Annotated in this window: 20 protein-coding genes, 1 tRNA gene and 1 other RNA gene; 4 read left to right on the top strand and 18 right to left on the bottom strand. The window is 70.1% G+C overall.

All coding sequences use genetic code 11. From position 1 onward, the window contains the following. Window positions 1-61 precede the first annotated feature (61 nt). Together ACMPH2_RS04155 and ACMPH2_RS04150 are read right to left on the bottom strand one after the other, a co-directional pair. Window positions 62-135 (bottom strand) — tRNA-Gln (locus tag ACMPH2_RS04155). A gap of 214 nt (window positions 136-349) precedes the next feature. Further along, window positions 350-1741: a CCA tRNA nucleotidyltransferase gene (locus tag ACMPH2_RS04150; protein WP_062530187.1), complete on the bottom strand. Its 1392-nt coding sequence runs from the start codon at window positions 1739-1741 to the stop codon at window positions 350-352. Between the two features lie 145 nt (window positions 1742-1886). On the opposite strand from ACMPH2_RS04150, the gene ACMPH2_RS04145 reads away from it, so the two are divergent. From ACMPH2_RS04145 to ACMPH2_RS04135, 3 genes are all read left to right on the top strand, one after another. After that, window positions 1887-2720 (top strand): hypothetical protein, encoded by an 834-nt coding sequence (locus tag ACMPH2_RS04145; RefSeq protein ID WP_314640240.1) that lies wholly within the window; start codon window positions 1887-1889, stop codon window positions 2718-2720. Between the two features lie 90 nt (window positions 2721-2810). Further along, window positions 2811-4163 carry a C1 family peptidase gene (locus tag ACMPH2_RS04140; protein ID WP_417118706.1) on the top strand — a complete coding sequence of 451 codons (1353 nt, stop codon included), beginning with the start codon at window positions 2811-2813 and terminating at the stop codon, window positions 4161-4163. Window positions 4164-4246: 83 nt separating this feature from the next. Further along, window positions 4247-5713, top strand: a complete 1467-nt coding sequence (locus ACMPH2_RS04135; protein WP_417118705.1) for a C1 family peptidase — start codon at window positions 4247-4249, stop codon at window positions 5711-5713. Window positions 5714-5865: 152 nt separating this feature from the next. Here the strand turns inward: ACMPH2_RS04135 and ACMPH2_RS04130 are convergent, their stop codons facing one another. The 11 genes from ACMPH2_RS04130 to ACMPH2_RS04080 form a co-directional block, all read right to left on the bottom strand. Further along, the gene (locus ACMPH2_RS04130) at window positions 5866-6237 is read right to left on the bottom strand and encodes a VOC family protein (protein WP_062530178.1); all 372 of its coding nucleotides are present in this window, start codon (window positions 6235-6237) and stop codon (window positions 5866-5868) included. 91 nt (window positions 6238-6328) lie between these two features. Further along, window positions 6329-6976 carry an IMPACT family protein gene (locus ACMPH2_RS04125; RefSeq protein WP_072499698.1) on the bottom strand — a complete coding sequence of 216 codons (648 nt, stop codon included), beginning with the start codon at window positions 6974-6976 and terminating at the stop codon, window positions 6329-6331. A gap of 35 nt (window positions 6977-7011) precedes the next feature. After that, window positions 7012-7365, bottom strand: an RNA gene (gene rnpB / locus ACMPH2_RS04120) — RNase P RNA component class A. Between the two features lie 100 nt (window positions 7366-7465). After that, window positions 7466-8158, bottom strand: a complete 693-nt coding sequence (locus ACMPH2_RS04115) for a DivIVA domain-containing protein (protein WP_062530174.1) — start codon at window positions 8156-8158, stop codon at window positions 7466-7468. 96 nt (window positions 8159-8254) lie between these two features. Next, window positions 8255-8497 carry a YggT family protein gene (locus tag ACMPH2_RS04110; RefSeq protein ID WP_417118704.1) on the bottom strand — a complete coding sequence of 81 codons (243 nt, stop codon included), beginning with the start codon at window positions 8495-8497 and terminating at the stop codon, window positions 8255-8257. Continuing rightward, window positions 8494-9309, bottom strand: a complete 816-nt coding sequence (proC, locus tag ACMPH2_RS04105; RefSeq protein WP_417118703.1) for a pyrroline-5-carboxylate reductase — start codon at window positions 9307-9309, stop codon at window positions 8494-8496. The genes ACMPH2_RS04110 and proC overlap by 4 nt, the downstream gene beginning before the upstream one ends. Before the next feature lie 3 nt (window positions 9310-9312). Then, a complete protein-coding gene (locus ACMPH2_RS04100) occupies window positions 9313-10023 on the bottom strand; it encodes a cell division protein SepF (RefSeq protein WP_303132761.1) in 711 nt (236 codons plus the stop codon). 69 nt (window positions 10024-10092) lie between these two features. Further along, the gene (locus tag ACMPH2_RS04095) at window positions 10093-10836 is read right to left on the bottom strand and encodes a YggS family pyridoxal phosphate-dependent enzyme (RefSeq protein ID WP_009279420.1); all 744 of its coding nucleotides are present in this window, start codon (window positions 10834-10836) and stop codon (window positions 10093-10095) included. Between the two features lie 90 nt (window positions 10837-10926). Beyond that, window positions 10927-11730, bottom strand: a complete 804-nt coding sequence (locus ACMPH2_RS04090) for a purine nucleoside phosphorylase YfiH/LACC1 family protein (protein ID WP_417118702.1) — start codon at window positions 11728-11730, stop codon at window positions 10927-10929. Between the two features lie 2 nt (window positions 11731-11732). After that, a complete protein-coding gene (gene ftsZ / locus ACMPH2_RS04085; protein WP_009279422.1) occupies window positions 11733-12863 on the bottom strand; it encodes a cell division protein FtsZ in 1131 nt (376 codons plus the stop codon). A gap of 386 nt (window positions 12864-13249) precedes the next feature. Next, a complete protein-coding gene (locus ACMPH2_RS04080) occupies window positions 13250-14293 on the bottom strand; it encodes a cell division protein FtsQ/DivIB (protein ID WP_417118701.1) in 1044 nt (347 codons plus the stop codon). A gap of 70 nt (window positions 14294-14363) precedes the next feature. Between ACMPH2_RS04080 and ACMPH2_RS04075 the strand changes: the two genes are divergently transcribed. Further along, a complete protein-coding gene (locus ACMPH2_RS04075) occupies window positions 14364-14609 on the top strand; it encodes a hypothetical protein (RefSeq protein WP_417118700.1) in 246 nt (81 codons plus the stop codon). A 4-nt stretch (window positions 14610-14613) separates the two neighbouring features. Here ACMPH2_RS04075 and murB read toward each other — a convergent pair whose 3' ends face one another. Genes murB through murD form a run of 5 tightly spaced genes read right to left on the bottom strand, consistent with a single transcriptional unit; the run spans window position 14614 to window position 21162 of the window. Continuing rightward, window positions 14614-15528 carry a UDP-N-acetylmuramate dehydrogenase gene (gene murB / locus ACMPH2_RS04070; protein WP_303132754.1) on the bottom strand — a complete coding sequence of 305 codons (915 nt, stop codon included), beginning with the start codon at window positions 15526-15528 and terminating at the stop codon, window positions 14614-14616. Continuing rightward, a complete protein-coding gene (murC, locus tag ACMPH2_RS04065) occupies window positions 15529-16959 on the bottom strand; it encodes a UDP-N-acetylmuramate--L-alanine ligase (RefSeq protein ID WP_417118699.1) in 1431 nt (476 codons plus the stop codon). 59 nt (window positions 16960-17018) lie between these two features. Next, window positions 17019-18164 (bottom strand): UDP-N-acetylglucosamine--N-acetylmuramyl-(pentapeptide) pyrophosphoryl-undecaprenol N-acetylglucosamine transferase, encoded by a 1146-nt coding sequence (locus tag ACMPH2_RS04060; protein ID WP_009279426.1) that lies wholly within the window; start codon window positions 18162-18164, stop codon window positions 17019-17021. Further along, window positions 18154-19743, bottom strand: coding sequence for an FtsW/RodA/SpoVE family cell cycle protein (locus tag ACMPH2_RS04055; RefSeq protein ID WP_062530152.1), 1590 nt, complete (start codon window positions 19741-19743; stop codon window positions 18154-18156). Before ACMPH2_RS04055 ends, ACMPH2_RS04060 begins: the two co-directional genes overlap by 11 nt. Further along, window positions 19744-21162, bottom strand: a complete 1419-nt coding sequence (gene murD, locus ACMPH2_RS04050; protein WP_417118698.1) for a UDP-N-acetylmuramoyl-L-alanine--D-glutamate ligase — start codon at window positions 21160-21162, stop codon at window positions 19744-19746. Window positions 21163-21169 lie beyond the last annotated feature (7 nt).

Genomic DNA, 21169 nt, shown 5'->3' with positions numbered 1-21169 from the left:
CTCCGCCTTGAGAGGGCGGCGTCCTGAACCGCTAGACGAACGGGCCGTATGTGGGTGCACTTGGCTGGGACGGAGAGAATCGAACTCCCGCTGACGGAACCAGAATCCGTTGTCCTACCGCTAGACGACGTCCCAATCGGTTGCCCTGTGCGCTTGGTGCGAGAAGAGACTATACGTGAACGCACCAAGCCGTGCAAGGAGAAGTCGATGGGATTTTTTGGACACAATTCCTTCACGAGAGGCGCCACGCCCCGCACGTCCCCCACAAGGGCCAACGCGTCAGGCACGCCCTTCGCAAGGGCAACCACGCCCGGCGCGGGCGGCCCCTCCCGCAGGCTCACGCCCTCCCCTAGAGCCTGATCTGCCCCAGGAGCACCTCTCGCCTGTTGGGCAGCTCGTCGTTGACCACGGCGGAGAGGAGCTCCGCCAGGATCAGCCCCACCCCAGGGCCAGGCTGGATGCCCGTCACCCTCATGACGTCGGCACCGCTCACGGGAAGGTCCTTGAGGCGGTAGGCGCTGCCCGAGGCGATCTCCCTCCTCAGGGCGGCGCTCACCTGGTCGAGCTCGGCGGCGTAGCCCGCGACCCCCGGCACCTTGGCCACGGCGTCCGCGCGCTTGAGGTCCAGGAGGTCGAAGGCGAGGGGCTTGGCGTGGTCGGGGCAGGCGCGCTCGAGCTTGAGCAGGGTGCGCCTGATGGAGCGGCTCGTCGGCCGCACGGCATGGTCGTGGAGGCGCACCAGCGCGCGCGTGGCAGAGACGAGCTCCCCCGGGAGGGCGAGCCTCCTCATGATCGACTCAGCCATCTGCGCGCCGAGCTTGGGATGGCCGAAGAAGTGCCCTCGTCCGCCCTCGTCCTCCGAGTAGCAGCTGGGCTTTGCGACGTCGTGCAGGAGCGCGGCCCACCTGAGCGCGTCGGACGCGTTGCCTCCCGTGAACTCCTCCACCCCGCGACAGACGTGCGCCGTGTGCCCGAGCACGTCAAAGGCATGGTAGGGGCTGCGCTGGTCGAAGCCCGCCATGGGGGCGAGCTCGGGGATCGCCTGGCAGAGGACCTCCGTCTGGTGCTCGAGCGCCCACGCGGCGCGGCCGCTGCGCACGATGCCCGCCAACTCCAGGCCTATGCGCTCGCTCGCGATGTCCGCCAGCTCCGGCGCGTGCGCGACGAGCGCCCGTTGGGTGCGACCCTCCACCTCGAAGCCGAGACGGCAGGCGAAGCGCACCGCGCGGAGCACCCTGAGGGCGTCCTCGCCGAAGCGCTCAGAGGGCTCCCCCACCGCCCGCACCACGCGGCCCGCCAGGTCGGCGCGTCCGCCAAAGGGGTCGAGCAACCCGCGGGCGGGGTGATAGGCCATGGCGTTGATGGTGAAGTCACGACGGGCGAGGTCCTCGCGGACGTCCCTCACGAAGCGCACCTCGTCGGGATGGCGGTGGTCGCTGTAGCCGCCCTCGACGCGGTAGGTGGTCACCTCGATGGGGTGCCCCTCGCAAACGGCGGTCACGGTGCCATGGGCGATGCCCGTGCGGTGCACCTCGACCCCGGCCGACGCGAGACAGCCCTCGACCTCCTGCCAGCGGGCGGAGGTGGTGAGGTCCACGTCATGGGGGGCGGCGCCGCGCAGCGCGTCACGCACCCAACCGCCCACCACCCAGGTCTCGTGTCCCGCGTCCTCGAGCGCCTCGAGCACGCGCAGGGAGTAGCCGGGCAAGCCGTAGGCGATCTCTCCCTCTGCGTGGATCATCTGCGCCCTCCCAGAGCGTTCCGAGGCGGTAGGCATACGAGGCGGTTAGCTGGATTATAGGAAAGAACGATGTCCCGGGGTGGTGGTACATACGTATGTGACCAACAAGCGTTCGGCGCGTCAGGCGCCAGGGGGGGTGGGGACGATGGAGCTCTCGGAGGAGACGAAGGCGAAGCTTCCGGCAAACGAGACGCTGGCCCAGGCATGCCTTGCCTCGTACCTCACGGACGAGGAGCTCGCGCGCTACATGGGCGAGCTGGAGCAGGAGCGCTCGGCCCTTCTCGCCGACCCTGGCTTCAAGAGGGCGAGGGAATGGCGAGAGAGGCGCGAGGACTCCAAGTCCAAGGTCGGCCCGCTCGGGATCCTGCTCGCGCTCCTGGTGGGAGGCTGGCCCGCCATCCTCGCCTTCGTTTACCTGCACTGGGGGTCGGAGCACTTCTATCGCAACGTCCTCATCTACCTTGCCACCACCGGCCTCACCTGCCTCGGGGCGCTGCTCTCTGACAGGCTCCGCGAGAGTGAGGCGCGCACCGACCGGCGGGCGGGCTTCTCGCTCCTCCCCGCCGAGAGGTCGCTCCTCAGGCGCTACGACGAGCTGGAGGGCAGGCTGGGCGCGGCGCGCGCCGAGCAGGGTGACCGGAGCAAGAAGGCGGAGGCTCGCGAGCGAGAGGAGCTGCGCGAGCGCCTCGACGCCTGCGTGCCCCCGTCCCTCAGGCATCCGGAGACCTCACCGGAGTCGCAGGGCTACCGCCACTGGATGCAGGCGAACGGCGGCCGGACGCCCCGGCAGGCCCACAAGAGGGACCGCAGCATCTGCCCCCGCTGCGGCTCGCACGACACCGAGGTGGAGGGTACCGAGCAGGGATGGGAGTATGACCCCTTCCTGGAGAGCGAGAGGCTGCACGACGACGGCTGGTCCCCCACCTACGTGCGGCACTTCCTCTGCCACGACTGCGGCGAGCGCTGGGATGTGCCCTAGGCCTGTAGAGCCCGCGCGGGAGCCGTCCACGCAGGCCCGCGTGCTATCCTCGACTGGTTAAGAAATCCAACCATCCCCAGGGAGGGAAGCATGGACCAGATCAAGAGCGTCACCCCCGAGGACCTCGCCGCCGCACGCGAGGAGTTCTTCTCTGAGCGCGCCAACGTGGTGGCGAAGAACGCCGCCAGCTCCATGGGCGTCCGCAAGGCGGCCCGCAATCCCGAGGCCGTCGCCCAGAACAGCCTCCAGTTCGACGTCGAGGTCAGCCAGGGCGAGCGCACCAACCAGAAGCGCTCGGGCCGCTGCTGGATGTTCGCGAGCCTCAACACCATGCGCTATCGCACCATAAAGAAGTACAAGCTGAAGGACTTCGAGCTCAGCCAGGCCTATCCCCTCTTCTTCGACAAGCTCGAGAAGAGCAACTGGTTCCTCGAGAACGTCCTCGACACCCTGGACGAGCCCCTCTCGGGCCGCCTCATGGCGTGGCTCCTGGCCGACCCCATCGGCGACGGCGGCCAGTGGGACATGTTCAAGAGCCTGGTGCGCAAGTACGGCGTCGTGCCCAAGGAGGCGATGCCCGAGACCGCCAACTCCGAGAGCACGCACGAGATGGACGCGTACCTGACCCGCTACCTGCGCGGCTGCGCCAAACGCCTGCGCGAGACCGCGGCATCCGGAGCCTCCGCCGACGACCTCGGCCAGATGAAGAAGCAGATGATGGGAGACGTCTACCGCCTGCTCGTGACCTGCCTGGGCGAGCCGCCCGCGCGCTTCGACGTGCGCCTGCGCGACAAGGACGACAAGGTCGCCCTGAGCGGCAGCTTCACTCCCCAGGAGTTCTTCGCCGAGGCGGTGGGCATGGAGCTCGACGACTACGTGTCGCTCATCAGCGCCCCCACGAAGGACAAGCCCTTCGGACGCACCTACACCGTGAGCCGGCTGGGCAACGTGGTCGAGGACGGCACCGTGCTCTACCTCAACCTCGAGCCCGAGGAGCTCAAGCGCGCGGCCATCGCCCAGCTCAAGGGCGACCTGCCCGTGTGGTTTGGCTGCGACGTCGACCAGAGCTACCTCAGGGACGAGGGCATGATGGACACCGCCGCCATCGACGTGGACGAGCTCTTCGGCTTCGCCGTCGAGGGCGCGTTGAACAAGGCGGAGCGCCTCGACTACGGCGAGTCGGTCATGACCCACGCCATGGTCCTCGAGGGCGTGCGCCTGGACGAGGACGGCAAGCCTGCGATGTGGAAGGTCGAGAACAGCTGGGGCAAGGACCACGGCCGCGACGGCTTCGATACCCTGAGCGACGCCTGGTTCGACGAGTACGTCTATCAGGTCGTCGTCGACAAGAGGTACCTCAGCGACGAGCAGCGCCAGGCGCTCGAGACCATGGAGCCCGTCGTGCTCGAGCCCTGGGACCCCATGGGGACCCTGGCCCGTTAGGACAGCACCCCTCGGCGCCTGCGGCCACCCTGCCGCGGGCGCCGTCCCTTGCGCCAGCCAAAATGAAAACGAGAGGAACGCAGATGGGCGAGAAGACCATCGGCCGCGACTGGGCGGCCAGGCAGAACGAGGAGTTTTGCTCCTCCCGCGCCAACCGCATCGCGCGCAACGCCGTCACCGCCACCGACGTCATGCAGGCCGCGCGCGACACCAGCGTGATGCGCGGCTACCATGACACCTACGGCGTGCGCGTGCCCAAGACGGCCGACATCACCAACCAGAGACAGAGCGGCCGCTGCTGGATGTTCACCGCATACAACGTGGCGCGCCACGCGACCATGGACTTCCTGGACGTGGACAGCTTCGAGTTCAGCCAGGCCTACGGGATGTTCTATGACAAGCTCGAGAAGGCCAACGCCATGCTCGAGAACGTCATCGCCACGGCCGGCCTCCCCGCGGACTCCCGCGAGGTCCAGCTCGTCCTCGAGGACGGCATGGGCGACGGCGGCTACTACCACTTCGCCATGAACCTCATCGCCAAGTGGGGCGTCGTCCCCAAGGACGCCATGCCCGAGACCGCCTGCTCCAAGAGCTCCGCGCAGATGGACGCCCAGCTGGAGCGCCTGCTGCACCGCGACGCCGGCATCCTGCGCCGCGCGCACGCCGAGGGCAAGGGCGAGGACGAGCTCCGCGCCCTCAAGGAGGACATGCTCTCGGGCGTGTACCGCATGCTGGCGATCTGCCTCGGCGAGCCGCCCGCGCGCTTCGACTTCGTCTGCACCGTGGGCAAGAGGCACAAGGCGGACGCGAGCAAGGTCAAGGCCATTGAGCCCCAGAAGGACGAGGAGCCCAAGGACGCGGGCGAGAAGGACGGTCCCAAGGAGCAGAAGCTCGTCCTGCGCGACCCGGACATCACCCCGCTCGAGTTCGCTGAGCGCTACCTGCCCTTCGACCCGCACGACTACGTCTCGCTCGTCTCGATGCCGGGCAAGACCCGACCCTACGGCCATGCGTACCACCTCACGCTCACCGACTCGGTCGTAGGCGGCGACCCCCACCACGTGCTCAACGTCGAGCCCGAGCTCCTGGACCAGGTAGCCGTCAACAGCCTCAAGGCGGGCGTGCCCGTTTCGATGGCCTGCGACGTCATGCAGGAGTTCCCGCGCCACGTGGACGACTTCAAGTACGTGCTCTCCACCGACGGCATGGACCTCGAGGGGCTCTTCGACGTCGAGCTGGGCATGGGCCGCGACGAGATGATCGACATGTGCGAGACCGGCCTCACCCACGCCATGACCTTCCAGGGCGTCGAGCTGGACGAGGACGGCAAGCCCAAGGCCTGGCGCATCGAGAACAGCTGGGGCAAGGAGCAGGGCAAGGACGGCTACCTCATCATGACCGCCGACTGGTTCCACACCTATGGCGGCGAGGTCGACGTCAGGCGCGAGTTCGTGCCTGACGAGCTGCTCAAGATGTGGGACGAGACCCCCGTCGAGGACGTCGCCCCCTGGAGCGGCATCACCTCCGGCTTCGCCCGCAGGCTCCACTAGGCCAAGGCGAGCGCCACAACTTCCCGCTGGGACAGGTACCGTGAAATGACACTGGTCGGGCCCCGGACGCAGCTCGTGCTGAGCGCGTCCGGGGCCCGGTCTCGTCGGGCGCTGCCCATGGTCGCGCCGCTCAGGCAAGTCGCCCCTCTCCCCTAGCGCTTGGCGGGAAGAATCTCTATGCGCTGACCGTCGGGGTCACAGATGAAGTAGAGGCCCATCTTGGGGTTCTCCTTCTGGATGCAGCCCATCTGGCGATGCAGCTCGTGCGCCGCCTCGAAGTCATCGACCTCGAAGGCGATATGCGTGTCCATGCCACCATTCTCGTACGGCTCGGTGCGCCCGCGGTTCCAGGTGAGCTCGATCTCGAAGCCGGTGTTGTCGTCCACGAGATAGGTGTTGGACCATGACCCGTCCTCGGGTCCCTTCTCGCGCGACACGCGCAGCCCCAGCGCCCTCTCGTAGAAGGCGATGGACGCCTCCTTGTCCAGCACGTGGGTGCAGCGATGGATGAACCTTGCGTTCATGGGACTTCCCTTCGGTTGCCTGTCGCCCGCGACGCCGCGGCGGCGCGGGACCGTCCCTGCCATCCTACCCGCACGACGCGAGTGCGTTTCCTCAGAGCGCGCCGAAGTGGGGCTCCCCCACCAGGCAGAGCTCCTCCCCGTTGGCGAGCTCGCGCATGGCGGCGCAGAACGCCTCTTCCGCACCGGAGGGGAAGACGGCGTTGATCTGGACGTCCTCGGCGAAGATGGTGTCCCTCGCCTTGCCGCCGCAGTCCGTGAGGAGGCGCTCCACGCGACCGTAGGCGGAGTACGGGACGCTGCAGGTGAGCCTGGTCACGAGCTGCATGCTCACGAGTTTGCCCTCCCCTCGGGCGACGTCCACCGCCGCCTGTGCCGCAGCGGAGTAGGCGCGCACGAGCCCGCCTGGCCCCAGGAGCGTGCCGCCAAAGTAGCGCGTCACCACGCAGCAGACGTCGGCAAGTCCCGACGAGCGGAGCACCTCGAGGACGGGCATGCCGGAGGTGCGCTGCGGCTCCCCGTCGTCCGAACAGCGCTCGCGCCCGTCCGAGAGCACCCAGGCAGGGACGTTGTGGCGAGCGTCATGGTGCCTGGCGCGCACCTCGTCCACGAAGCGCGTGGCGTCCGCCTCGCCGTCCACGTGCCTCAGCTGGGCGATGAAGCGGCTGCGACGGTCCTCGACCTCCGCCTGGGCCTCGAAGCCGTCCGCCAGCGTGAGGAATCCCGTCTGTCCAGGAAGCATGGTCCGTCCCTCTCCAAAGGTCCTTGTGAGAAGAGATGCGAAGTGGGCCTGTGAGCCGGGTTCTGTCGTGGACAATCATTTATCTACGACCGCCGTCACCGACGGCCTCTAGCGCGCAACCCGAGCGCGGTGCGGGCCACACCATGGCGCTCCTATTTGCGTTTGCTCCGGAAGGGGCTTGCCAAGCCGCCGTGTTGCCACGACGCTGGTGGTCTCTTACACCACCGTTTCAGCTTTTCTCTCACCCGCCGAGGCGGGCAGCGGGAGTCTTCTTTTCTGCGGCGCTTTCCGTCGGGTCACCCCGCCAGGCTGTTAGCCTGCTTCCTGCCCTGTGGAGCCCGGACTTTCCTCATGGGCGTCTCCGCCCCCGCGATTGTCTGGCCCACTCCGCGCCGTCGATTGTAGCACGCCTGCCCCGACATGAGGGGAGGCCGCCGCGGATGCGACGACCTCCTCACGCAAGGCACGCCTCGTTCTGGATCGTCCGAACTAGTCCAGGTCGCTGAAGTCGGTGTCGGCGGCGACGGGAGCGAAGGTGGTAGCCTCGGCGCTGGCGGCCGGCGCGGGCGCGACGACGGGCGCAGGCGCCACGTAGGAGTCGCTACGGGCGGCGGAGCCGTTGGGGGTGCCCAGGGCCTGGTTGGGGAAGACGCTGTCGGCGTCGTCCATGAAGTGCTGGAGCATCTTCTTGTACTCGCTGCGGAAGTCCTCGCGAGACTGCTTCAGGCGGTCGATCTCGTCCAGCTCGTTCTGCTTCTCGGCCAGGGCCTGGCGGATGACCTCGCGGGCCTTCTGGTCGGCCTCGTTGCGGATGTTGTCCGCGTTGGCGCGGGCGTCCGCGACCAGCTTGTCGGCACTCTGCTGGGCGACGATGAGCACCTGCGAGATCTGCCTCTCGGACGCGCTGTAGTCGCTGGCGGGAGCTGTTGCGGTGACGACGACGGGCTCGGGGGCCGCGGCGCTCGTGCTCTGCTCCTTGAGCTGGGCGACCTGCGCCTGCGCGGCGGCGAGCTGCTGCTCGGAGTTGTTCAGGCGACCCTTGAGGTCCGCGATCTTCTGGAGCATGGCGTCGACCTCGCCCGAGAGCTGGTCGAGGAAGGCGTCGACCTCCTCGGTGTTGTAGCCGTGCTTCTTGGCCTCGGAAAAGGTCATCTGCTCGATGTCAGCCGGAGTGATAGCCATCTTGTTCCCCTTCGAACGTCCTTTGCTACGTCATCGCGCGGGCTACCGCTTCTGTTGATTGTACCCCGCGCGTCGCTTGCCTTGCCGCTCCCCGCCTCAGATGATGCGCTGCGCCAGCTGGAGGACCACCAGCGCGAGGACGGGAGAGAAGTCCACCCCGCCCACGGGGGGCAGGAACCTCCTGAACAGTCCCAGGTAGGGCTCGACGATGGTGGCGAGCGCCTGGTAGAAGTCCTCCACGAGCGGGATCTGGGTCATGCGCAGCCACGAGAGCACGACCTCCACCACGATCAGCGTCTGGTAGGCGTAGAGGAGTTTCCCCACGAGGAGGTGGATCATGCCGCACCCCCCGCCAGCTCGGCATTGCGCTCGAGCGCCGCCTCGACGGCCTCCGAGGTCGCCCAGAAGGTCTGGGTCTCCATGGCCCTGAGGCCGGCCGCGGTGGTGCCACCGGGAGAGGTGACGCGCTCCATGTAGGCCCTGGGGTGCTCGCCGGAGCCCAGGAGCTGGCAGGCCGTCCCGCGCATGGTGGAGAGCACCATCCTGCGGCAGGCGCCGGCGGCCAGCCCCCTCTCGACGCCCGCGCGGACGAGCTGGTCGACGATCAGGGCGAAGTAGGCCGGACCGCAGCCGGAGACCGCGCCCGCCACGTCGAGCTGGTCCTCTCGCATGAGCTCGCAGACGCCCAGGGCGGCGAAGGCGTCACGCGCCAGCCCGACGTCCTCCCGCGTGCAGCCGTCGCCCGCGCAGAGCGCCGTCGCCCCCGAGAGCGCCTGCACCGGCAGGTTGGGCATGGCGCGCAGCACGCGCGAGCCGGGGAGCGCCGTCTCGAGGGCATCGAGCGCGACCCCCGCCGCGATGGAGACCACCGCATGACCCGCGAGCAGGGGCTCGAGCTCCTTGAGCACTGCAGGGAGCACCTGGGGCTTCACGGCCAGGACGGCCAGGTCGAAACCGAGCGAGAGGAGCTCCGCCGCGTCCTGGCGGCAGACGGCGCCCAGCGCGGCGAGCGGCTCCAGCTTGGAGGCGGAGTGGTCGCAGGCGAGGACCTGGGGGGCGGGGACCGCGCCGGACTCGACGAGCCCGCGCGCGATGGCGCCGCCCATGGCGCCCGCGCCGACGACCGCTATGCGTGCGTCACGGAGTGCCATGCGCTACCTGGCCAGGGTGCCGTCGGCGACGAGCTTGTCGATGTCGGACTCGCTCAGCTCGATGCCCTGGGGCATGACCACGAAGACGCGGTCGCCCAGCTCGTCCACCTGGCCGCCGATGCCGCAGGCGAGGCCGAAGCAGAAGTCGAGGATGCGCTTGGCGGTCTCGATGTTGGTGTTCTTGAAGACCAGCACCACGGGCTGGCTGGTGCGGACGCGACGGACGACCATCTGGACGTCGTCGTACGAGACGGGCTTCAGCACGTAGGGGGGAAGCTGTCCCGAGCTGGGGCGGGGAATCGCCTTGAGGCCGATGTCCACGGGAGAGTGGCCGTTGGTGGTGTTGCCCAGGACAGACTCGCGGCTAGCGTAGCCGCCCTGCTGCTGGGGCATGGAGGCAGTGGCGCCGTCGTCGTAGCCGTAGTCGCGCGCAGGCGCCGCGGGGCGGGCGTACTCGTTGGGAGCGTAGCCGGGGCGATAGCCGCTGCCATAGGCGGAGGAGGAGCTGCCGGCGTTGTCGCCCACGGGACGCCCGGAGCGAGTGTAGACCGACACGCTCTCGGCCTCGGGGCGGCGGGTGTTGCCCAGGACGCCGGAGGTGTCGGCCTCGGGGCGGCGGGGCTCGGCGACGTCCTCGTCGTCGTAGTACTCGTCGTCGTAGTAGTCGCTGTCCTGTGGGCGAAGCTTGTCCCTGAGGTTGTCGAGGAAGCCCATGTCCTTACCGCCTTCCTGGCTGGGACCCCTGGTCCCGCCTATGTCCGCGTGTCTCGTCTGTGGTCTGTTTCAGCTCGTGGCCAAGGCCGGCTCGTGGCTGGGGTCGAAAACGGTTCTACCAAGCCTAACCAGGGTGGAACCCTCCTCCACCGCGATCTGGAAATCATCACTCATTCCGCAAGAAAGGACGGCGAGCTCGCGGCCCGAGCGCAGGCGCAGGTCGTCGCGGAGCTCACGGAGCCCGGAGAAGGCCCTCCGGGCCGCATCCGCGTCGTTCGCGGGGGCCATGGTCATGAGCCCCTCGAGCGAGATGCCGGGCAGGGCGAGGAGGTCGTCGAGGGAGGCGCGCGCGTCGTCGGGGGAAAGCCCGGACTTGGACTCCTCCCCCGAGACGTTCACCTCCACGAGCGCCCGCGTGACAATCCCACGTGCCTCCGAGCGCCGGGACACCGCCTCGGCGAGGTGCGGGGACGAGATGGAGTGCACGAGTTCCACCCTGCCTATGACCTGGTTGATCTTGTTGGTCTGGAGGTTGCCTATCATGTCGAAGCGCACGCCTGCCATCTGGGGCAGGGCCGCGACACCTTGGAGCTTGCGCCCAAGCTCCTGCGGTCGGTTCTCCCCGAAGGCGCGATACCCCGCCTCCCAGGCGAGCGCCACCTCCTCGACGCCCACGGTCTTGGAGACGGCGAGCAGGGTGACCTCGCCGGCGTCCCTGCCCGCGCGGGCGGCCGCCTCCGCGATCAGGCGGATGATCCTCTCCCTCCTGGATTCGAGGAAGCCGAGATAGCTCCTGCGCCCCTCCTCGTCCACGTTTCCCCCTTCCGCCCGCCTGTCGCGGGCCTCGACTGTCTCCTCACGCGCCGACCCGAGGGGACGACGCGGAGCGTCCCCGCGCCCTTGCTAGACGCCCAGGACCGCCAGGGCGCCATGCCTCCCGCAACGGCCGCCTTCCGCCCGGTACGAGTAGAAGCGGTCGGTCGAGCGGGGCGTGGACACGCCGCAGTCGAGGACCATGTCCTCCCCCATCCCACGCTCGACCAGGGTCTGCACCACGGCGCGCGCCAGGTCGAGGTGGTTGCCGGGGAGCGCGACCGCAGGGCCGAACTCGCCCGAAAAGCGTGCCAGCAGCTCGGGCGAGACCTCGTAGTCCTCGCCCGCGATGTGGGGTCCCACGTAGGCCCGCACCTCGGAGGCGTCGCACCCGCTGGCGGCGAGCAGCGAGTCCAGGGCCCGCCCCGCCACGCGGGCGACGGTCCCGCGCCAGCCCGAGTGGACCACCGCGAAGCCGCCCTCGCAGGCGAGCACCACGGGGACGCAGTCCGCGAAGCAGAGGAGGACGGGGACCCCCGGGGCGACGCACACGACGGCGTCCGCCCCCTCTTGGGCCTGCGCCTGGGCGCGGGCCACGGAGGCCTCGTCGGGCGAGAGGACCTCCACCACGCGGTCGCCGTGCACCTGCCAGGGGTTGACGAGGCGCTCCTCGAGACCTCCGGCGCCCAGGGCCGCGAGGGCGAGCGAGCGGTTGCGGGCGACGGCCGCGGGGTCATCCCCGCAGCGGTCGCCCAGGTTGAGGCCCTGGAACTCCCCCGCGGAGCAGCCGCCCGCCCGCTCGCTGAAAGCGAAGGTGACCCCGCCCGGACGGCCGAGGTCGCCGAGAAGGGTCACGCCCTGCGAGACGTACCTGTCAAGCCGGGGCAGCCGCATCGCTAGAGGCGGCTGTGCTTCAGGAACTCGGGAATGTCGAACTCCTTGTCGTTGGAGCTGGCGGCGGAGCCGGACTGGCGCTGCGCGGGAGCGGGCGCGGGGGCCGACTTGCGGCCGGAGCGGCTGCTGCCGCGGCCGCGGTCCACGGTCAGCGTGGGGATGGACTGCTGGACGTTGTTGTCGTTGAAGCCGGTGGCGATGACGGTCACGCGCACCTGGTCGCCCAGGGACTCGTCCACGACGGTGCCGAAGATGATGTTGGCCTCGGGGTCGACGTTCTTGGCGACCACGTCGGCAGCGTCGTTGATCTCCTGGATGCCGAGGTCCTTGTTGCCGGCGATGGAGAGCAGGACGCGGGTGGCGCCGTCGATGGAGCTCTCGAGCAGGCGGCTCGAGATGGCCTCCTCGGCCGCGTCGGTGGCGCGGTTGTCGCCGGAGGCGAGGCCCACGCCCATCATGGCGGTGCCGGCGCCGCGCATGATGGTGCAGACGTCGGCGAAGTCGAGGTTGATCAGGCCGGGGACGGTGATGAGGTCGGTGATGCCCTGGGTGCCCTGGCACAGGACGTCGTCCGCCATGCGGAAGGCCTCGATGAAGCTGGTCTTCTTCTCGCTGAGGTCGAGCAGGCGGTCGTTGGGGATCACGATGAGGGCGTCGACGCTCTCGGAGAGGGTCTTGATGCCGTCGGCCGCGCGGTTGGTGCGGGGACGACCCTCGAAGGTAAAGGGCTTGGTGACGACGCCTACGGTCAGGGCGCCCACGTCGTTCTTGGCGATGTCGGCGACCACGGGCGCGGCCCCGGTGCCGGTGCCGCCGCCCTCGCCGGCCGTGATGAAGACCATGTCGGCCCCGGCGAGCGCCTGCTTGATCTCGTCATGGGAGTCCTCGGCCGCCTCTGCGCCCACCTCGGGGTTGGCGCCGGCGCCCAGGCCGCGGGTGATGTCCTGGCCGATGTGCACCTTGATGTCGGCGTCGGAGATGGCGAGCGCCTGCGCGTCGGTGTTGATGGCCACGAACTCGACGCCGCGAATCCCCTCCTCGATCATGCGGTTCACGGCGTTGGTGCCACCGCCGCCCACGCCGACCACCTTGATGACGGCAAGGTAGTTGCTGGGAATGTCAGTGTCGATCATGGTTCCTCCTCGCTTGGCGACGGTCCGGGGAGCGTCTGCCGTTTCCCGTTCGGGTGCCGCTCCACCGGTGGTGGACTGCAATGCGGTACCGTGCTTCACAAACTGCTGCGAATGGCGCTTCGTCTTCATGCTTCGACTCTCGCTCGGTGGTGCCTGGGCTTGCGACGGTCTGGCCCCGACGAGGTGAGAGAAACCCTAAACCTCAGGTAGAACCCTATGCCTCGTCCGAAGCGCGGTATATTTGCACATTCCCGCGACTGCCGTCAACACTTTTGTTCAAAATATGAAACCTGCAGCTCAATGCCCATAAAGAGCTGCTTCTCATCCCTGAGGCGCTACTCGAGGGTTAGGGATCACACTGTCCTGGGAGAAGCGGAAGCCTCGGCCTACTCCCCGACCTGGGAGCCGGACTCCGAGGTGGCGTCGGCGCTCTGGCTGCCGGAGTCCTGGCCGTCGCCGGAACCGTCCGCGGAGGAGCCGTCCTGCCCCGTGCCGTCCGAGGTGCCGTCCGTCACGGCCTGGCCCGTGGCTTCGGACTGATCAGACCCGGAGCCCTGCTGCGACGTTGTGGCCTGGCTCCCGCCGCTCGACGACGTGGTCGAGGCGTAGTCGCCGCCCGCCGTGCCGCTTCCCGCCTGGACCTTGTCCGAGTCGACCATGCGGTAGCTGGGGCTGCCATAGACGCGCACGTTGATGTAGGTCAGCCTGCCCTCGTACTTCTGCAGGATGGAGTTGATGACCGACTCCTTGCTCTCTATGTCGCGCGGCGACCCGAGCGAGATCTCGACCCCGCTCTTGAGGACGCACGAGATGCTCTCGACGGCATCGGCCTTGTAGCTCACGACCTGGGAGGAGAGGGCGTCCGAGAAGGTCTTGCGGTAGCTCATGACCGCCAGGATGGTGTCGTCCGTGGAGGCCGAGCCCGCCACGGGGCTCACGCTGGAGGGGACGTCGGTGATGAGCAGGGCGCCCATCTCCTGGGCCTTGGCGAGGGCGACCTCGTTGGCGGACTGCCCCTCGGCGACGGAGAGCGGCAGGGGCTCGATCCAGCTGCCGTCGCCCCCCATGCACCAGGCGACGTTGCCCGCGCTCATGACCACGATGCAGTCGACCTTGCGCTCGGTGACCACGAGCCTGAGCGTGCCGGGGAACTCCCTCACGAAGCTCACGTCCTGCACCCAGGGGTTCCTCTTGAGCGCCGACCTGATCCCCGACTCGTCGAAATTGAGGAGGGTGCTCCCCTGCCGCACGTTGGCGAGCCGCACGATGGTGGCGGAGTCCATGTGCTCCGTGGGGTTCGCCTCGACGGAGCCGATGGTGAATGCGGGCGTGTACGAGAGCACGAGGAAGCCCACGAGCGCGACGAGGAGCAGGGCCGCCACGGCGATGCCGCCCACGATGAGGCGGCGCGCCACGTCATGCGACCCCACGGAGGCCTCCCGGGAGACGGGCGACGCGCCACCCTCGGCCGCCTGGTGCCTGGGGGACGCGGCGTCTCGCGTGGCACCGTCACGCCGCAAGGGGGACGACGGGCGGGTGGCGGGGGCGGTGCCGATCCTGCGCGAGGGCCTGGGGGCGGCGATGATGCGGGAAGGCGAGGGCACGCCGGGCCGACTCGTGCGGCCGGGCCTGGCAGACGGCTGTTGCCGCTGCGCCCTCGGGGCCGCCGGCGCCTTGGCAGACGGACGCTGCCCCGCGGCCTGGCGGGGGGTCCCCCTCTTCGTTGGCCTCCTGGCAGCCACGTAGGCCCCTAGCGACCGAAGCCGAGGCACTTGACCTCGGGCTCGAGCTCTATGCCATGCCTCTGGACCACGCACTCGCGCAGGTGGGCCATGACGCGCGCCACGTCCGTGGCGGTGGCGCCGCCGGCATTCACGATGAAGTTGGCGTGCAGGTCGGAGACGCGCGCCCCACCCACCGCGTAGCCCTTGAGGCCGCAGGAGTCGATGAGCGCACCGGCGGAGCGCGTGCCCGGGTTCTTGAACACCGAACCGCAGCTGGGCTGGCCCATGGGCTGCGTGGAGCGCCTGCTGGCAAGGCGGCGCTCCATCTCTGCGGAGACCTCCTCGCGCGTGCTGGGGTCCAGCCTGAGGCTCGCCTCCAGGATGACCTCGCCGGCCGGGAGCGAGCACCAGCGGTAGCCCCACTCGACCTCAGACCCCTCGTAGCGCCGCAGGCCGACGCCCGGCCGCAGGGTCACCACGTCGCTCACGCGACTGCCGATCCACTCGTGGCGCGAGCCCGCGTCCATGGACACGGCCCCGCCCACGCTGCCGGGAATCCCCACGCAGCACTCGAGCCCTGAGAGGCCCTCCTTGAGGGTCTGGCTCACGAGACTCGAGAGGGGCGCGCCGGCTCCGGCGGAGACAAGGCCGCCCTCCCCCACGCTCACGCGCGAGAACTCGCGTCCCAGCTTGACGACGCACCCGTCGAAGCCCTCGTCGGAGGCGAGCACGTTGGAGCCGCGGCCCAGCACGACCCACTCGACGCGCTCGCGGTCGAGCACCTCGATCGTGCGCCTGAGCGCGGCGTAGTCGTGGGCGGTCACGAAGAGCGAGGCGGGACCCCCCACGCGCAGGGTCGTGCGACGCGAGAGCCTCTCCCCGCGCAGGACCTCGGCGTCGACCGCCCCCGAGAGGGCCATGTATGCGTTGAAGACGCTCAACTAGGACCTCTGGCCCTCTGCCTCGGCGTCCGCCTCGCGGCGCGCCTCGATGAAGGCCGGCCCTATGGCCGTGATGTCGCCGGCGCCCTGCGTGATGAGCAGGTCGCCAGGACGGCAGGACTCGACCAGGTGCTGGACCAGGTCCTTGCGGTTGGCTATGAAGCTCACGTCGGCCACCGTGCCGGCGGCCGCGACGCCGTTCGAGACGGTCTTGCCCGAGACGCCGGGGATGGGCGTCTCGCCCGCCGGGAATACCTCGGTCACCACGAGCTTGTCGGCGTCGTCGAAGGCATGGGCGAAGTCCGCCGCGAGCGCCTGCGTGCGGCTGTAGCGGTGGGGCTGGAAGGCGCAGACGATGCGCTTGAAGCCCAGCCCCCTGGCTGCCGCGAGCGTGGCGCGGATCTCGGTCGGGTGGTGGCCGTAGTCGTCCACCACCGTGACGCCGTCGACGTCGCCCACGTGGGTGAAGCGGCGGTGCGCGCCCGCGAAGCCGGAGAGGGCGACGGCGGCCCTCTCCACGTCGCAGCCCAGGGCGTCCGCCACGGCGATGGCGGCGGTGGCGTTTGCCATGTTGTGGCGGCCGGGGTTGGCCTTGATGGTGACCTCGACGGAGCCCCCGGAGGGCAGCCGGACCGCAAAGCGGCTCGCGAGGCCCGGCTCCTGCGGCACAGGCACGCAGACGTAGTCGCAGCCCTCGTCGAAGCCGTAGCTCAGGACCCTGCGGCCCGTGGAGCGCGCGAGCTCCACGTAGTGCGGCACGTCACCGTTGATGACCACGGTGCCGGCGTCGCCCACGAGGCCCATGAAGGTGCAGAAGGTGCGCTCGATGTTCTCGAGGGTGCCGTAGTGGTCGAGGTGGTCCGCCTCGATGTTGGTGACCACGACCACGTCCGGGTCGAGGAAGAGGAAGGAGCCGTCGGACTCGTCCGCCTCGCAGACGAAGTAGCCCCCCCTGCCGTCGCGGCCGTTGGTGCCGTACTCCTCGACGATGCCGCCGATGAGGAAGGAGGGGTCCATGCCCAGGTGGTCGAGCATCGTGGCCACCATGCTCGAGGTGGTCGTCTTGCCGTGGGTGCCGGCGACGGCCACGGTGGTGGCGTCGGCGGAGAGCGCCGAGAGCATCTTGGCGCGGGGCCAGACGGGAATGCCCAGCTCGCGCGCGCGGATGACCTCGGGGTTGGTCTCGGGGATGGCCGAGGAGGTCACGACGACCTCGGGGGCGACCTCGTCGATGGTGGACGCCGCATGGCCCACGTGGACCCCGATGCCGGCGTCCTCCAGTTCGCGCACGTAGCGCGACGCCTTGAGGTCGGAGCCGGTGACCTTGCAGCCGCGCTGGTGGAGGACGAGGGCGATCCCGCTCATTCCGGCGCCGCCGATGCCGATGAAGTGCGCGCTCCCGATGCTGGAGGCGGAGGGTGATGAGGACATGAGGCTACCTCTCTTCGAAGTCAGGCAATGCCGCCCGTGCGCGGCGGGCTGCATCTACTCTAGCCGATTGGCGCGCCCGCCCTCTGGGCGGCGGCCCCCTCCACTTGGTCTGCGAGCGCGGAGGCGGCCATGGCCTGCCCCAGCCCGTGGGCGGAGGCGCGCATGGCCTCGCGGCGGGCGGGGTCGTCCACGAGCGAGAGGAGCGTCGAGTCGAACTCGGGGCCGTCCAGCTCGTCGTCGGCAACGAGCCGGGCCGCGCCCGCGTCCACGAGGTAGCGGGCGTTGGCGGTCTGGTGGTCGCCGGTGGCGAGGGGATAGGGCACGAGCACGCTTGGGACGCAGAGCGCCGCTATCTCGGCGATGGAGGAGGCGCCGGCACGGCTGAGCACGAGGTCGGCCGCCGCGAGGGCCTCTCCCATGGAGTCGATGTAGGGAAGGACCTGCCAGCGCCCGGACTCGGCCTCGCCCAGCGCGAGCGCCTCGACGACCTCGTCGTACTGGCCCCTGCCGGTGGAGTGGACCACGTAGAGGCCCTCGCGGGAGAGGAGCTCGCCCTTGAGGCGCGTGACGGCCTCGTTGACGTGGCGCGCGCCGAGGCTCCCGCCGAAGACCAGGAGCATCGTGGCCCCCTCGGGGATCCCCAGGCGCCTCCTGCCCTCCTCGCGGCTCGCCTCGATGACGCTGCGGCGCACGGGGTTGCCCGTCACGACGATCTGGGTGTCGGGCGCCACGTGCGACCTGAAGGCGTCGATGGCCGCGGGCAGCGACACGCAGACGCTGCGCACCTTCCCCGCGGCGTTCTTGTTGGCGAGGCCCGGCACGGAGTTCTGCTCGTGGATGACGCAGGGCACGCCGTGGGAGTGGCACCAGTTGATGAGGGGTGCCTCGACGTAGGCCCCGAAGCCCACGGCGACGTCCGGGGCGCCCTCGGCCGAGAAGAGCCTGCCCAGGGCGGACTGCGCGCGCGCCATGTGCCAGAGCGCGCTCGCGGCGGTCCAGGGGCGATGCCGGTCGATGCCCGTGACGTTGATGGGGTTGAGCCTGAAGCCGGCCTGGGGCACGAGCGTGCCCTCGAGACGGGCGGGCTGCCCGTAGAAGCCCACCTCGTGGCCGCGGTCGCGCAGCTCCTCGGCGAGCGCGAGCGCCGGGTTGATGTGTCCTGCCGTCCCGCCCGCCGCGATGGCGACCCTGAGCCTATCTGCCACGTCTGTCACTCCTTCGGTCGCCTCGGCGCCCGCCCGCTCCGCGGACGTCCGGCCTTCCGTCGTTGTTGGTCCTGAGGCGGTCTCCCGCGCTGGGGCCCAAGTCTATCCTCCCCCGGCCGCCACGTGCCTGGGAGGCGGCCCGCCCGGGCGGCGTGGCCGTCCCCCTGCCCATGCGGGACGTCCGCCTCGTGGGGGGCACCTCCCCCGCCGCGCCGCCGCCCAGGACGGTGAGGCGCTGGCGCGCGCCCTCCCTCGCCGAGCGCGGCGTCGCCTCCCCGGCGAAGGAGCCGGTGGGGCCAGGGTCGCGCGGGGCCTCGGTGACGCTCCAGTCGCGACGGCGCTCGTCGTGCTCGGTCAGGGGCAGCCTGGACTGCCGCGAGACCGAGAGCACGAGCCCCGCCAGCATGAGGCTCGCCATGATCGACGAGCCACCGTACGAGACGAAGGGGATGGGCTTGCCCGAGAGCGGGAAGGCCCCCACGACGCCGCTCACGTTGAGCAGCATCTGCGCGAAGATGAGGGTCGAGCAGCCGGCGGCGACGAGCCGGCCGGTGAGGTCGGGGGCGTAGCGCGCGATGCGGTAGCCGCACCAGAGCAGGAGGCCGAAGGCCGCCACGAGCCCCAGGGCGCCCAGGAGCCCGCACTCCTCGCCCACCATGGCGAAGATGAAGTCGTTGTAGGGGAAGGGCAGGTAGGAGTACTTGGCGCGCCCCATGCCTATGCCCACGCCGAAGAGCCCGCCCGAGCCGAAGGCATAGAAGCCCTGGATGAGCTGGTAGCCGTCCCCATAGGGGTCGCGCCAGGGGTCGAGCATGGTGAGGATGCGCGCGCGGGAGTAGCCGTCCTTGAGCGAGAGGAGCAGGAAGCCCAGGAAGCCCAGGGCGACGGCACCGGCGCAGAACCTCCAGTCGACGCCCGCGAGGTAGGCCATGACCAGGACGGTCACGGCGCAGACCATGGTGCTGCCCTTGTCGGGCTGGAGCACGATGAGCAGCAGGGGCACGCCCAGGACCACCGCCGCCCTGGCCAGGAAGCCCGGCTCGAAGCTGCCGCCCGTGCGACGGAACTCGTCCAGGAGCTCCGCGGCGGCGAGCACCACCGTGATCTTGGCGAACTCCGAGGGCTGGAAGTGCAGGGGCCCCACGGCGATCCAGCGCGTGGCGCCATAGGCGTCCTGGCCCGCGACGGGCAGGAAGATCAGGAGGAGCGCCAGCACGGTGCCCGCCCAGATGGCGGGGCCGATCCGGTGCGTCAGCGCGTGGTAGTCGATGCGGTAGAGGGCGTACGCGCCCACGACTCCCACGAGAGCGAAGCCCGCCTGCCTGGTCAGGTAGTAGGCGGGGTTGTTGCCCGCGTCGTCGGATATGAGGTTGAGGATGGACGAGGACGAGAAGACCATGACCAGGCCGAAGGCGACGAGTCCAAGGACGCAGGCCACGAACACCAGGCGCGGCCCCATGAAGCGCGCGGGGACGCCCATGATGAGGCCCTCGTCCGCGGCCTCCCTGCGAGGGCGCGCGCCTTGGTCCCGGCCTCCCTGGCCTCGACCGGCGTATGCGGCTCCGGGACGCAGGGCCATCTAGCGCCGCCCCTCGTCCGCGTGGGCGGCGACCAGTGACTTGAAGAGCCTGCCGCGCTCGGCCATGTTCGAGAACTCGTCGAAGGAGGAGCAGGCGGGCGAGAGGAGCACCGCGTCCCCCTCGCGGGCCTCCGCCACCGCGGCGTCGAAGGCCTCGCGCAGGTGGGGCGCCCGGACGACGCGGACGGGCGACGCCTGCCGGTCCCGCGCCGCCTCGACCGAGCGGGCGATCCTCTCCCCCGCCTCGCCGAAGCAGACGGCGGCCCTGCAGTCGCGGGCCACGGCCTCGGCGAGCGACCGCAGGTCGGTCCCCTTGTCGTGGCCGCCCAGCATGAGTACGACGCGCCCGGGCTCGAAGGCGGTGAGGGCCTTCTCCACCGAGTCGGTGTTGGTGGCCTTGCTGTCGTTGACGAAGCTCACCCCGCCCACCTCGCCGCAGGGCTCGATGCGGTGCTCGAGGGCCTGGAAGGAGGCGAGCGTGCGGGCCACGACATCGTCCGCGACGCCCAGCTCGAGCGCGAGAGCGGAGGCGGCGAGCCCGTTCTGCAGGTTGTGCTCGCCCCTCAGGGCGAAGTCCGCCGTGGCGCAGACGTCGTGCTCGACGCCGTCGAGGCGCACGACCATGCGGCCGTCGCGCACGAAGGCGGCGCATGGGGTGCCCGCGTCGCGCCTCGCATCGAGCCGCAGGACCCTGAGGCCGCGGGCGTCGAGCCTGTCCGCGATGGCGCGGCACCAGCCGTCGCCCACGCCCACGACGGCGAGGTCGCCGGGGACGAGGTTGGCGAAGACCCTCTCCTTCGCGGCGGCATAGGCCTCGAGGGAGCCGTGCCACTCGAGGTGGTCGGGCGTCACGTTGAGGAGCACCGCCACGCGGGGGTGCAGCCCGACGGAGGTGGCGAGCTGGAAGCTCGAGAGCTCGGCCACGAACCACTCGCCCTCGGCCCGTCCCGCCACCTGCGAGGTGGCCAGGGTGCCTATGTTGCCCACCGTGCGGGCGGCAAGGCCCGCCTCCCGCAAGATGGCGCAGGAGAGGCTGGTGGTGGTGGTCTTTCCGTTGGTGCCCGTGATGGCGACCCAGCGCCCGGGACTCTCGCGCCAGGCGAGCTCGGGCTCCCCTATGAGCTCGCGGGAGTGCTCCCGGGCGCCCCGGAAGAAGCCGCTCAGCTCGCTGATGCCGGGAGAGACCACGGCGAGGTCGTAGCTGCCCCGCACGTCCTCGCTGCCCAGCACCACGCGCACGCCGGCCGCCTCGAGCCTGGACGCGGCCTCGCCCGGCGCGGAGCTGAGGCCGCCGTAGAGCGTGACGGAGGAGACGCGGGCCTCGCCCAGCGACGCGAGGTAGAGCGCCACGTCGACGCCCGTCTTGCCCATGCCCAGCACCAGGACGTCGCCCAGGCGCCCCCCCTTGCCCGTCTGCATTCGAGCC

Source organism: Olsenella phocaeensis (assembly GCF_048189965.1).
GTDB classification, from domain to species: Bacteria; Actinomycetota; Coriobacteriia; order Coriobacteriales; family Atopobiaceae; genus Olsenella_I; species Olsenella_I phocaeensis.
Note: the sequence above shows the minus strand (reverse complement) of the source record. Positions and strands in the feature narration are given on the sequence as shown.